The following is a 12,403-nucleotide window of genomic DNA, read 5'->3' as shown; positions in this document are numbered from 1 at the left end:
GCCAATGGGCCGCCTGCGATCGCCACCTCACCCATCGCCTGACCTCATACGACTTTTGAGCTCGCGGGTCGGCATCTCACATCCAGAGCATGAGGCTCGCGAAAATGAAGGTCAGGCCGACACCAAGCGGCGCCCAAATGCTGCCGCGCACGGCAACGGTCTCGTCCAACGGCTCGCCTTCTGCCAGGCGATCCAGCGCTTCCTTACGGTAGAGTTCCGCAGCGCCAGAGTTATGTGCGTCATTGCCCACAAAATTGGACCTTAAATGAGTTGATCGCGCCCACGTTGCTGTGTCTATCCACACCGAGGGATTGCAATTCGCCGATGCGCCCGCCGGCAAAAAGAGTCAAGCATGGGTTTCAACCAAATCTGGCGGTATCTTCAAAGGCCGTGCGGGCGCCACATCAGGATGCTCCGGATGAGACGCATTGCCACTCCGCTGCATTTGCAGGGCATGGCGGCCGAATGCGGCGTGGTTGCCCTTGCGACACTCATGGCGCATCACGGCCGGGATATCCCGCTCGATACGCTTCGACGGCGCATCTCCTCGCCACTGGCCGGTTCGACGCTGCGACAACTGCGCGAAACGGCGCGGGAAGAGGGTTTTTGCGCGATCGCGCGCCGGGTCGATCTAGACGGTCTCTCTTCGCTATCGCTTCCGGTCCTTGTGCACCTGCGTTTCCTCCATTTTGCCGTGCTCGAAGCGGTCTCTCAGACCGGAGTGCGGCTCAACGATCCGGCGGAAGGCATCGTTCATGTCGAGATGCGCGAGTTTTCGCGCCAGTTCACGGGCATCGTTCTCACGCTTGCGCCAGCAGAACCGGCTTCCGGCGCAAGACGCTCGGCGTGGCCGTCGAAGGAGACCCTTCGTGCGGCTTGCAGTCTTCCCGCGATACTGATTGCCGCTGGTGTCGTCGCCACCCCCCATTTTCTCGCCGCCGCCGAGGTCGGTCTCGCGCTCCTCGCGATCCTGCTTCTGCTTGCGGGCGACGCCCTTGCGATGCGCCGAACGCGCCTTGCCGCGCGAAGCCGGGCAGAGGCGCAGGCCGTTAGGTTGGAGCAGCAGGTGCGGCGCTGGCCGGCCGCGGACATGCTTCTTTCGGGGCGCTACAGGCTAGATGCGATGCTTTCGGCAATCGCTACGATCGCCGATCCACGTCCGCAGCGCAGCGCAATTTTTCTGCCGGCCCTGGTCGCGAACATGCTTCTGCCGCCGTTCGTCGCCGGTCTGGCCGGCCTTGCCCAAAGCGTCGTCTTGTTCACCACCGTGCTGCTGTTCGTCAACGCATCCACCCTGCGTGAAAGATCGCCAGGCGCAAGAAGCGACCTGGAAGCCGAGCCCGGACCGCTGCCGGCGATGCTGTTCGAGCCCCGTGCGCGCTGGCGCCTTGGGACCGGCCCGCAAACGATGTTCATCCGCCTGTCCGGGTTGGCAGCGGCAGGCGACAAGCGGCTCGTCATGGCGGTCGAAGAGAGCCAGCGCCGTACTGTCCTTTTCTTCGCAGGCGTCGTGGCCAGCCTCGTTCCCGTCACCTACGGCAACGGCGAAGGGCTCATCGCCCTGTTTTGGTGCGGGCTTATCGCAGCCTTCCTGAGTATCCGTCTCATTGAAAGCCTGGCGAGCGGGCATACAACAGAAGCCGCCCATGCCCGCCTCGCGGACGTACCTCCGCCTGAACCCGCTGTCCCACGGCCACCTGCGACCTCGGTTGCACCATCGTCCGTTCACGGTCCAGAACAATCCATCGCCCTGGAGTATCTCAACGTCTCCTGGGCACCTTTTCAACGGGCAGAGACCGTATTCGGACCCGTCAATTTGCAAGTACCCGCCGGCGACATGCTCGCCGTTGAGGGGCCATCAGGCAGCGGTCATAGTGTGTTCTGTCGTCTGAGTACCGGACTGTTTGCACCATCCGAGGGCGAGGTCCTTTTGTTCGGTGAACGATGCTCGGGCCCACGCCCCGGCGTCATCCTTCTCGACGGCGAAGAGCCGATGCCGCGCGGCAGTGTACGGGGCTTCCTTTCGGCCGGTAGCGACGCAGACAAGGACCGCGTGCTCGACCTCGTGGAATTGACCGCAACGCTTTCGCCGCGCGGCGGGCTTGATCTCTATCTCTCGGCCGGCGCGCCGCAACTGAGCGGCGGCCAGAGGGCGCGGCTGCGCCTCGCCCGCGCCCTGCTTGCCCGCCCGGCGCTTCTCGTCGTCGACGGCCTGCTGGATTCCATTGAGCCAGAACTAGCCGAGCGCATCCTTATGCGCCTGCGTCGGTCTGGACTGACACTGCTCGTCTCGTCGCTGCGTCCCCTGCCGGCAGGCCTCACCATTCATCGTCTAGTTCTAGGCTCCGAGATGGTCCCATCATGAGCGGGCGCTATTGGCGAAGGCGCATCCGTCCGATGGCGAATCATTGGCGCGGCGAGGATATCGGCCCGGTTTTGAGCGGGGAGACGGTCGAGGATGAGCGCATCGTTCGACCGGGCACAACTGCCTATCGCCAATTGGCGGGGACAACGCGCGATGACCGGGCGCTCTATGCCTTCGCTGAGAAGGGGCAAGCTCCCCGGCTTCGCCCGCCGGCATCAGTCGCGTTCATGCATGCGGGCTGGCTTGCACCCGGCTGTGCGCTGTGGGTCTGGCAGACGGCGGATACCGCGAAACGGGCCGGTCCGATCGCTGCCGTGCTCCTTGCCGTCGGACTTCTGCTCCTGGCCCATGCCGGCCAGATCGCGGCATTGCGGGGACTGCGGGACGCGCGCATGGCCATCCGCCATCGCTCCTGGGACAGGCTGCTCACCTCTTCCGGTAAGCGGCGCGCCCATTCAGACCGGCGGGAGGGCCGTCGCAATCATGGCGCGTTGATCTGTTTCGCGGCGCGCATGGAGATCGCCGCCCGCGTCCCCGTGGTATTTGCTGCCCTGCTTGCTCTCTTCCTGACGATGGGGTTGCCCGGCGCTGCCGTAACTTTGGGCATTGCAATGGCGCTCGCCATCGCTGCCTCGATCTGCGAGGGGCTGGGAGCGGCGCAGGCCGGACGCTTGCGGGAGCGATCTGAGGCGGCGTCGCGACGGGCCGGTCAGCTCAAATACATGCCATGGGCCATCGGATACGGCGCGTTGGAGAGCCGCCTGCAGATCGGACGGAACTTCGTTTCTGATCAGATACGGCGCTTGAATCGCCAATCGCGGTTCGACGACACGGCACGCAGCATCGATCTTGCCGGCCTGACGCTGCCGCCGCTTGCGGGCTACACTCTGGCGCCGGCGGGTACTGCCTCCGTTACCGCCCTTTTCGCGCTAGCGCTCAGCACGGCCACGATATCCTTCGGGCGTGCCGCAGTTCGCCTGAGAATGACAAGGGCCACGGTTTTCCGCCCGGAAAGCGGCGCAAGCGACGGCGAGCCCCTGCCATTCATCCGCTTGGAGGCGTCAGCAATCAGCCACGCCCACGGAACGGGTGCGGCTCTGTTTCATCCGGTGTCGTTTACCTTGGCTCCGGGCAAGGTTCTGGCATTGGCGGGTCCGTCCGGCATCGGCAAATCCAGCCTCATGCATCTGCTGATGGGGCTTGAAACGCCTCAAGCGGGTCAGTTGCTGGTGAATGGCGAGGCTCTCGACCACGATCGCCTGCAGGCATGGCGAATGTCCGTTGCCTGCGTGATGCAGGACGAGGGCGATGAGCCGGGGACGATCTCCGCCGTCATCGGCGCAGGACTTGCCGACGTATCGCCTGAGACGATCGAGGCGGCCGCGCGAGCTGCCTGCGTGCACGACGAGATCATGACGCTGCCGATGGGTTACATGACATTGATGATTGAAGGCGCTGTGCCACGCGCATTTGGCGCACGGATCGCCATCGCCCGATGCTTCGCCGCCCAGCCAAAAATCCTGTTCCTGGATGAAACGCTCTCCAGCCTCGACCGCGAGCACGCCGCCCAAATCCTTGCCAACGCCCGCACTACCGCCATCGCCGTCGTCATCGCCTCGCACAGGCAGGACATTTTGGCGCTGGCCGATCAGATCGTAGCGCTGCGCCCGCCGTTCGAGGCAAAGGTGGAGTAAAGGTGCCGATCGTAGAAATCAGCAAATTCGCTGGCATAGCGCGAAAGGAATGCGGCCATCCCCGGATGCTCTGGCCCGGTATTGTAGCGCCACCGCCCGGTCGGTCCGAAGGTGGCGTGGTGCCTGGCACAGACTTCCACGAGCAGCGGCATCAAAGCACCGGCGCTGGTTGAAAGTCCTCTGTTGTAAAGGCTGCACAACCAAACTTCGCTGGGACCGCTGTCCTGCACCACGATCCAGCCGTCAAGGTTGGCATTGCGGTACATCAGCAGCGACAGCTGCTGGTTGATATCATCATAGGGTTCGAAAGGGCGCCATTGAACGGGGACGCCTTCAGCTTGAAGGCCACTTTGGATCTGCGCCCGCTCGGCGGCGCCGACGGCGTCGAACGCGCGGAATACCATACCCGGGCGGGTGGTCATGCGCTCCATTCGGCGGCTATCGGACCAGACTTTCGTCTGCGCGGCATTGGCTGAAACGCGGACACAATCGAGCGCCGGCGCGCTCCAGCCAAGCGATTGGATGAGCCGCGAGAATGGCTCGGCGCCAGGCAGCGTATCGGACCAGAAGGCCGTCAGTCCTCCAATCCCGGCAAGCCGGTAGGTTTCCTGCGCATGGGCGAGCAGGCTGCGTGCCACGCCCTCTCCGCGCCAATCATGCGCCGTGAAGAGCGACAGAAGCCGTTGGCCGCCGTCCTCACTCTGGCGCCAAAGTGCCAACCCACATAGCTCGGCCCCTTGCGTCGCGACGAAGATGTCGTGGCCCGGTGCGCCGGATAGCAGCCGCCGATAGGCGGGAAAGGTCATCCGCTCGGCCTCGCGACCTGCGATCGTGTCTCGTCTTTCGATCGTGAACGACCGGTTCCTCGCGGCAAACATTGCAGTTACCATCTCTCTCAAAACCGGTATCCGCATTTCCGTTGCGGATACCGGCCGATTCGCCCTGCGGCCTTAAGGAAAGGCCGGGCGGTCGATCAGCGGCCGAAGACCGAACCCTTGCCCGACGGCTTCAGGCTCGTACGTACCGGATAGCCCCCCGAAACCATGTCGAGTGCAGCATCGGGCAGCTCGTCGTTGACAGTTGTCTTGACCGCTTGGTCCTTCTTGTTGTCGCTCATTTGTTTTCCTTTCAGCCCTGTCCTGCAGGGCGGTTGGTTGCATGCCGATCGCCGCAAGGGTCGAACGGCGGGTTGTCGTGAGGCGCAAAGGCCGGAGAAAAAGCGCACAGTTTTCCCTCCGCCGATCACGCGAGATTCATTCTCGCCGGTGATCGCCGTCAAACGGGTTCAGACCCTGCAAATTCTGCTTTTCCTCTAGGCAGATGAGGTAAAATCCTCCCGGCCCCGTTTCAAGAATTTTCGGTGAAACTCCCAGATTTGGACTTTCACCGGCCGCCCAGCATGTCCACGGCTGCAAGTCTTGCAAAGCAGCCGCCAGCGCGTGCTAGCGCGTCGAAGGGACCCACCTGAACGACCCTGCCCCCATCGAGCACGATGATGCGATCGGCCTTGCGGATCGTCGACAGACGATGGGCAATGACGATCCGTGTTGTGTTCAGCTCGGCCAGCCTCTCCGACACCGCTGCCTGGGTGCGGTTGTCGAGCGCGCTGGTCGCCTCGTCGAGCAGGAGAATTTTGGGCCGACCGATGAGCGCGCGGGCCACCAGAATGCGCTGGCGCTGTCCGCCCGAGAGGGTGTTGCCACCATCTGCCAGGATGGTGTGCAGCCCCATCGGCATGGTCGCGATGTCTTGTTCCAGGCCGGCAAGAATCGAGGCTTCGAGAACCGCCTCCGGTCCGCAGCCCGAAGCGCCGGCGATATTGTCGTAGATCGAACCTGCAAAAAGCATGCTGTTCTGGAGCACCACACCCATGTGGCGGCGGATGAAGCTGGGCTCCAACGCGTCCACTGGTATGCCGTCGAAGAGAATTTCACCGCTTTCCAGCGTTTCGAACCCGAGCATCAGTCGCAGCAGTGTAGACTTGCCGCTGCCGGATGGTCCAACGATCGCGACGAATTCCCCGGCGGCGACCTCGAAGCTGACGTCCTCCAGGACTGGCGGACCGTCCGCGAAGTAGCGGAAGTGAACATTGCGGAAGACGACATTTCCCTGGAGGTCCGGATGAAGCGGAGCGTTACGGAGCGTTTCCTGCTCGGGTTGAGCATCCAGCACCGGGCGGGTGCGCTGCACGAGCGGGACAACCGCCACCAGCCCTGAGACGGCCCCGATCGACGCTCGCAAGGCAGCCGTCAACTGGCCGAACGCCGTCGCAAAAGCTGCGAAGACGGCAATGCTCAAGGTTCCGCTGTTGTCACCGTCGGTCGGAGCTGCGAGCGCATGGAGCGGCTGCGTTTCATCGAGATTACCCAGCCACCCCACCGATGCGTAGATCAACAACAGGCAGAGCCAGGGCATCGAAACCTGCAGCACGCTCTGCCACGCGCGGTAAAGCCTCGCTTGCATGAAAGCCTGGCGCTGCCGGGCGCTCTTTGAGCCCCAGCGCGTCAGCGCACGCTCCTCGGCATTGGCCCCGCGCAGCCTGACGATGCCGAACAGCAGCTGCAGCACGAAGCCCTGCACTTCCCCTCGGGCCTCAATCTGATGGCGCTCTTCGAGAAGTTGTCGCCAAGAGACAACGGCCGAAACGAACGCAAGCAGCGCCGCGGCCGAAACACCAACCAAGGCGAGCCGCCAATCGGTCAGGAACAAGACGGCGGCACTGGTCAGAATGCCAAGTATGCCGAAGAGACCGGAGAGCATGCTCCCCGTCACCATCTGCCGCGCCTCCTGCAGGCTGAGAACGCGTTCGGCCAGATCGCCGGTCGTAAATCCCTTGAAGAAGTGCGCGGGAAGGCGCAGCAGTCGATGGAAGACCGCGGCCTGCAAGGTCGCGTCCAGGCGCGTTTCTATTCGCGCCATCGCAAAGGCGCGCACCAGATCGAATGCCGTCTGTCCGAAGGCGATCGCGACGAGGCCGATAAGGATTTGCAGGAGAGCAGCCCGATCGCCGGAGGGGATCACATGCTCCACCAGCAGAATGGCCGCGATGGGCAACGCGATCGCCGAGAGGCTGGCGAGAGCGGCCATGATAGCCATGCGCGCGACGTCCATGCCCGCCCCGCGAAGACCGAAGCGCAACAGGCCGCCAAGCGTTACCGGGGCGCGGGGCAAGAGCGGATAGATCTGGATCGCCCGTGAGCGTACTTGCGCGGCGGCACGCGCCGTGGCCCGTATGGATTTACCGTGCATGACAATGCGCCAGCCGCCCTGCGCCCCCGGAACCAACGCCACAGGCGTACCGTCCTCCAGTTCCGCCAGCATGGGCAAGCCATCATGACGCCACCAGTCCGCCGCAAGTTCCACCGGGCGGAAGGCGACGCCGGCGCGGGTCAGCAAGGCTGGAGCGTCATCCTCTGAGGCCTGCGCATTGAGATCGCACAACGCTTCTGCAGACACGGGATGCCCGGCTGCCTGCAAGGCCATGGCTATCGCTTCGACAAGCGGTGTGCCCGCGCCAGGGGCGCCGCTGCCGTCGTTGCCGGGAGGTTCGCCGAAAACCTGCATCAGGCCCGAATTGCTGCGCTCGTCGTCATACGCAATCGGCTGGAGAGGTCCCGTCATGGCGCAGACTCCTGCACGAGGCTGAAATATTCGCCTTGGAGCGCAAGCAGTTCGGCGTTGCTGCCGCGCTCGACAATCCGCCCGGCCCGCATGACGATGATCTCGTCGCAATCACGGATGGTGGCAATGCGATGGGCGATGATGAGGCAGGCGCACCCTCTTTGTCGCAGGCTCTCGACGATCTTCCTCTCGGTTGCCGTATCCAGCGCCGAGGTCGCCTCGTCGAGAATGAGGACCTGTGGGTTGGCGGCAAGCGCCCGGGCGATTTCGAGGCGCTGGCGCTGCCCGCCGCTGAAGTTGCCGCCGTTCTCGTCGATCGGCGCGAAGAGCGCCCCGTCGCGGGCCAATACATCGTCAAGTATAGCCGCGTCGGCCAGCGCCCGCGTGATCGTATTTTCCGACACGCCCCTATCCCAGAGCGTCAGATTGTCGTGCACCGTTCCTTCGAACAGAAAGATGTCCTGATCGACATAGCCGCATAACGCAGCCCGCTGGTTCGTGGCGACGGCAATGAGGTCAACACCACCCAGCTTGAGCGACCCGCCTCCCGGCTCAAGCAGTCCGGCGAGCAGACGACCCACCGTGCTTTTTCCGCTGCCCGAGCCGCCGACGATAGCGATTCTGGCCGCTGGTCGGAGAACCAGCGAAAACCCTTCGATCAATGGCGGATCGAGTGGGCTGTAACCGAAGCTGAGATCCCTTGCCTCAAGCACACCGTCCTTCGGCAGGACGCCGCCGGCCGGCGGCGTGAGGAGGGGCGCACGCATGACGTCGTCGGCCCGCTCCAGGTCGGCCTGGACCTGCTGGATCTGGCCCGTGAGGGCGAGCAGACCGCCGATCGGTGCGGAAAAACTGATGGCCAAGGCCTGGAAGGCGATCACCGTACCGAGCGTCGTTGCCCCATCCATGACGCGCAGCCCACCCACTCCGAGAACGATCGCCCCGGCCAGCGCTTGCATCAGCGCCGGGGCGGCGGCCAGGAGAACGTCGATATGGGCCTCGTCGCTGCGCAACCCGAGAAGCCGTGCCTGATGGCCGGCCCAGCGCCGGAACGCCTCGTTTTCGAGACCCGAGGCCTTCACCGTTTCGAGACTTCGGATGGGGCCGATGGTAGCGGCCACGAGCTTGCCCGCCGCGGCGACTTGCTGGCGGGCGTTTATCTGCTGACGGTGGATGGCCTCGCGCAGCAGCAGCAGATATAGGCCCTGCAAGCCGATGAGCAGCACCGCGAGGATGGGATCGAACACCAGCATCACCGCGGCATAGGTCAGGATGCTCGCGAGGTTGAAGACGTGCGTTGCGAGCTCGCCGGAGAGAAGGTTCGCGAGCCGTTCATTGGCATCGAGCCGGCTGGCGAGCTCGCCGGCATCGCGCTGCGTGTAAAACGCGACGGGCAGCCGCAGCATATGCCGGAGCTGCCGCGCCGTCGGTACGAAGGCGAGCCGCGTTTCCAGCTTCATCAGCAGCAGTTGCTGGAACATCGTCACCCCCGCCTGAAATAGGATGACTCCGAAAAGCAACAGGCAGAACGGCAGAAGCCAATCCTTCTGCCCATCGACGAGAATATCGTCGATGAAGCTGCGCGAAAGAACCGGCAGCACCATGCCTGGCACGACGAGGATGAGCGAAGCGGCAAGGACGGCGAAAAGTGCCGAGCGCATCCCGGGGCCAGCCAACCGTTCGCGGAGCGAAGAGAGCGAAGATAGTCTCTTTCCACTCGGTCGAAACGCTTCGCCTTTTCGAAAAGTCAGAACGACGCCGGTGAAGCTTCCCGCGAGCTCCTGCAGCGACACCGCCCGGCGGCCGTCGGCCGGATCGACAATGGTCGCAAAGCCGCCAGAAACGCGCTCCAGAACGACGAAGTGTTTGAACTGCCAGTGGAGGATGGCGGGGCCTTCGATATTACGCAGTTCCTCGGGCTCTTGACGAAGGCCGCGGGCCTCAAGGCCTGCCCAGCGGGCGGCGCGCAGCAGATTGCTCGCCTTGGTGCCATCGCGGGAAACGCCGGCGCGTATGCGCAACTCGTCGAGGCCGACATGGCGACCGTGCCAGGCGAGCACCATTGCAAGGCACGCGACGCCGCATTCGGCATGCTCGATCTGCAGGATGATTGGAACCGATCGCCGCAGAACCGGCAAGAAACGGCGCATGTCAGGCCCCCGGCCGGGTACGCAGTAAAGGCAACAGGAAATCGACAGGCGCCCGTTCCTCGATCGTTACCTTGCCAGTGCCGACCGCGCCCCGCCCCAGCTGTGTCTGTGCGCCTTCGCCGCCACGCCAGACATAAGCGCCGGGCCGTTGCGGATCGGTTGAAAGCTCGACGACCGCAACGAAGGGCATGGCCTTTGCCGAAAAGCGTGACGCCAGGCCATCGTCCCCCAACGTGGCGAGCATGCTCTCGTGACTCACTGGTAAATCCGAGATCGACACGACCCTGCCAGCAAGCGTTCCCCAACGCTCGCGCGGCAGACCGGCGATCTCGATGTTGACGGGCATGCCCGGTCGTACCCGTTTGCCGCTCGCTGGCGGCAGATAGAGCTGCATTTCCAGCAAGGCCTTGCCCGGCACCGGAAGCAGAACGCCCTCGCCCTCGACCCGGGTCGCTATACGGCCAACGAAACTCCAGGCCGCAAACAGCAGGCAAAGCAGGAGCATGGCGAGAAGCCCGACACGGCTCGCCGCGGTGTTGATGCGCACCGCCTCTTCCAACCGCTCGGGCGAGAAGTTCCTTTCCAGCGCTTCCTTGCGGAAAAGCCCTTCATCCACCGAACCCATCGATCTAACTCCGCGACACGGCTCCCATACGATTGAAAGAACCCTAGCGGGCATACGAAGATGCGCCCGCGATGTTCAAGGGCCAAATCTGGGAGCATTTTTCTCGCCGCGCCGAACCATCGCCACGGCGGCATGAAAGGCCTCGTCGAGTGCTGCGAATTTCTGGGCCTGCCACCAGAAATAGTCGTCGAGAAACTGCCTGGAGAGCCAGAGGACCTTCCGCCCGCGGGAACCTTCCCAGCCCAGGCACTCCTGCTGCTGCGCCCGCTTGAACATCCGCTTGATGTTGGTGGCGGAAATTCCGTACTGTACCGCGAGCGAATGGACGTTGACGGGGCCGACGGTCACCCTGTCCCCCACGGCCGTAAAATCCGCGATCTCGAAGATGAATTCGTGGATGATCATGCCGCCGAACTCCGACGACAGAAAATGCCCTATACTGTCGGGCGGATGACGCCACACGGAGTTGGCAATCAGTGCCGCCGCGGCGCGCGGCTGCGCCAAGCGGAATAGCAGTGGGTCCTTTGTGCAGGCCGCGACACGCCCACCGCCGTCCAGACGGTCCAATCCGTTCATGTGGCCCATGAACCAGCCCTGCATCGCCGCGTCGCTGGCAGGCGTCGTGTCAAGGTTGCGGATCCGCTTGTCATGACGCGAGGGGATCTCCTGCAGCATCTTGTAGGCCAGCAGTTCCTTGAGAAAGGCATCGGCCGTGTTGCGGCTCGCGACGCCGATGGAAGTTACGGTTTCGATGAAACGGCTCGCATGCAGCCCGACGACGTCGCAGCCTGTCGCCCGTTGCATACAAAGCGCGTACATGGACTGCGTCATGAACCACTTGCGATGAGAAGCCTGGAGACGAGCCAGGCGCGGCGTCTGCCGATGAATCTTGATGAGATGAGCGGCAAGCTGCCGGTCGACGGCCGGGAACTCAGGATTTCGAAACAGTGCATCGGCCGTCTTCCAGCCAGCGGAGAACTCCCTCCTATCGATTAACTGTTCCATGGCTATCTCTATTCTCATGTCCTTTTTTGGAAATTCTGGGCGTTACTTCGTAAGTAACAATCGGGCCGTGAAGCCTGCTTGGGCTCTGCCAGGGCGTGCGCCGGTCTTTTCGAACATTCGGGCTGATAATGAGTTCCTGGGAACGCGCCCTTCGCAGGCCGCAGGCTTCCCATGTCCGCCTGGACAACAAAATACGGCATATGCCGTATTTCGACTGGACGAGCCGAGAGGGCTGAGGCCATCAAGCATCAAAATCAGAAGCGCGCATGAGCACCTGCCTTCGCGCATCGCTTTCGATTCCGTAGAGCAATGAAGAAGCGAAATCCCAGTGGAGGTCGTTGGAGAGGTTCAGACCCGCGCTGACCGTTCCTGCCGTACCGTTGTTTGCGAGTGCGGCAAAGACGGCTATGCCACCAAAGCGTGTGGTCAACACCGCGCCGTTGTCGAGACGGTAGGCCCGGTCCAGATCCGCCTCAATGCTGGGCCGCAAGGCACTGCCGCTGCAGCTTCGTATCCCACATGATCCGGCGCGTATCCAACCAGGCAGTATCCGCGACGCCTGGAGCAGGCGCAAGCACGGTTGCAACGTTCTCAGGAACGTCTTTGGGAACGCGAAAGAAGAAAACACGGGGGTGAGCGGCAGGCTTTTGAGCATTCGATTTTGCCTAAGGGGCGTTGTTGCAGGGGCAAAAAAACGGCGCAGAACGCCGTGGCCATGGCGCGCCTTGCGCGACGTGCATGGACCCTGGATGGACCGTTCGGTCAGTCGGCTACATCAAGCTTCGGCCACAGCGACGGTCGGCCCCGGCAAGCTGTTGGCTCAACCTGCGCGTAGACGACAAAGAATTGATTTCATGGTGTTTCCCCCAGAAGCTGGCCACTCATAGCGAGACCGGCGGAACAGGATCAACTCAAGAAGCAAGTTGTGGGTGAGTGCACCCAA

10 protein-coding genes are annotated in these 12,403 nt (G+C 63.3%); 2 read left to right on the top strand and 8 right to left on the bottom strand.

Annotated elements, in window-relative coordinates:
* Positions 1-76: 76 nt before the first annotated feature.
* Positions 77-250, bottom strand: a complete 174-nt coding sequence (locus JVX98_RS00535) for a hypothetical protein (RefSeq protein ID WP_192449875.1) — start codon at positions 248-250, stop codon at positions 77-79.
* A 168-nt stretch (positions 251-418) separates the two neighbouring features.
* Between JVX98_RS00535 and JVX98_RS00530 the strand changes: the two genes are divergently transcribed.
* Together JVX98_RS00530 and JVX98_RS00525 are read left to right on the top strand one after the other, a co-directional pair.
* Complete coding sequence (locus tag JVX98_RS00530) at positions 419-2,365, top strand: cysteine peptidase family C39 domain-containing protein (RefSeq protein WP_205236494.1); 1,947 nt, start codon at positions 419-421, stop codon at positions 2,363-2,365.
* A complete protein-coding gene (locus JVX98_RS00525; RefSeq protein ID WP_205236493.1) occupies positions 2,362-4,059 on the top strand; it encodes an ABC transporter ATP-binding protein in 1,698 nt (565 codons plus the stop codon). Before JVX98_RS00530 ends, JVX98_RS00525 begins: the two co-directional genes overlap by 4 nt.
* Here the strand turns inward: JVX98_RS00525 and JVX98_RS00520 are convergent.
* From JVX98_RS00520 to JVX98_RS00490, 7 genes are all read right to left on the bottom strand, one after another.
* Positions 4,014-4,937, bottom strand: coding sequence for a GNAT family N-acetyltransferase (locus tag JVX98_RS00520; protein ID WP_205236492.1), 924 nt, complete (start codon positions 4,935-4,937; stop codon positions 4,014-4,016). The two genes, JVX98_RS00525 and JVX98_RS00520, sit on opposite strands and share 46 nt — an antisense overlap.
* A 95-nt stretch (positions 4,938-5,032) precedes the next feature.
* Positions 5,033-5,176, bottom strand: a complete 144-nt coding sequence (locus JVX98_RS00515) for a hypothetical protein (protein WP_205236491.1) — start codon at positions 5,174-5,176, stop codon at positions 5,033-5,035.
* A gap of 266 nt (positions 5,177-5,442) precedes the next feature.
* Positions 5,443-7,680 (bottom strand): NHLP bacteriocin export ABC transporter permease/ATPase subunit, encoded by a 2,238-nt coding sequence (locus JVX98_RS00510; protein ID WP_205236490.1) that lies wholly within the window; start codon positions 7,678-7,680, stop codon positions 5,443-5,445.
* Positions 7,677-9,830 (bottom strand): cysteine peptidase family C39 domain-containing protein, encoded by a 2,154-nt coding sequence (locus JVX98_RS00505; RefSeq protein ID WP_205236489.1) that lies wholly within the window; start codon positions 9,828-9,830, stop codon positions 7,677-7,679. The genes JVX98_RS00510 and JVX98_RS00505 overlap by 4 nt, the downstream gene beginning before the upstream one ends.
* Before the next feature lies 1 nt (position 9,831).
* A complete protein-coding gene (locus JVX98_RS00500) occupies positions 9,832-10,455 on the bottom strand; it encodes a hypothetical protein (RefSeq protein ID WP_205236488.1) in 624 nt (207 codons plus the stop codon).
* A gap of 75 nt (positions 10,456-10,530) precedes the next feature.
* A complete protein-coding gene (locus tag JVX98_RS00495; RefSeq protein WP_246764834.1) occupies positions 10,531-11,460 on the bottom strand; it encodes a hypothetical protein in 930 nt (309 codons plus the stop codon).
* A 241-nt stretch (positions 11,461-11,701) separates the two neighbouring features.
* Positions 11,702-12,115, bottom strand: a complete 414-nt coding sequence (locus JVX98_RS00490) for a hypothetical protein (RefSeq protein WP_205236487.1) — start codon at positions 12,113-12,115, stop codon at positions 11,702-11,704.
* Positions 12,116-12,403 lie beyond the last annotated feature (288 nt).

Source organism: Ensifer sp. PDNC004 (assembly GCF_016919405.1).
GTDB lineage: Bacteria > Pseudomonadota > Alphaproteobacteria > Rhizobiales > Rhizobiaceae > Ensifer.
The sequence above is the reverse complement of the archived record's forward strand: the minus strand, read 5'-3'. Positions and strand labels throughout refer to the sequence as shown.

What these genes read in the sequence shown, in the direction of transcription:
- JVX98_RS00530 (WP_205236494.1), top strand. Translation starts at nt 419, where the DNA reads ATGAGACGCATTGCCACTCCGCTGCATTTGCAGGGCATGGCGGCCGAA.
- JVX98_RS00525 (WP_205236493.1), top strand. Translation starts at nt 2,362, where the DNA reads ATGAGCGGGCGCTATTGGCGAAGGCGCATCCGTCCGATGGCGAATCAT.
- JVX98_RS00520 (WP_205236492.1), bottom strand. Translation starts at nt 4,937, where the DNA reads ATGTTTGCCGCGAGGAACCGGTCGTTCACGATCGAAAGACGAGACACG.
- JVX98_RS00515 (WP_205236491.1), bottom strand. Translation starts at nt 5,176, where the DNA reads ATGAGCGACAACAAGAAGGACCAAGCGGTCAAGACAACTGTCAACGAC.
- JVX98_RS00510 (WP_205236490.1), bottom strand. Translation starts at nt 7,680, where the DNA reads ATGACGGGACCTCTCCAGCCGATTGCGTATGACGACGAGCGCAGCAAT.
- JVX98_RS00505 (WP_205236489.1), bottom strand. Translation starts at nt 9,830, where the DNA reads ATGCGCCGTTTCTTGCCGGTTCTGCGGCGATCGGTTCCAATCATCCTG.
- JVX98_RS00500 (WP_205236488.1), bottom strand. Translation starts at nt 10,455, where the DNA reads ATGGGTTCGGTGGATGAAGGGCTTTTCCGCAAGGAAGCGCTGGAAAGG.
- JVX98_RS00495 (WP_246764834.1), bottom strand. Translation starts at nt 11,460, where the DNA reads ATGGAACAGTTAATCGATAGGAGGGAGTTCTCCGCTGGCTGGAAGACG.
- JVX98_RS00490 (WP_205236487.1), bottom strand. Translation starts at nt 12,115, where the DNA reads ATGCTCAAAAGCCTGCCGCTCACCCCCGTGTTTTCTTCTTTCGCGTTC.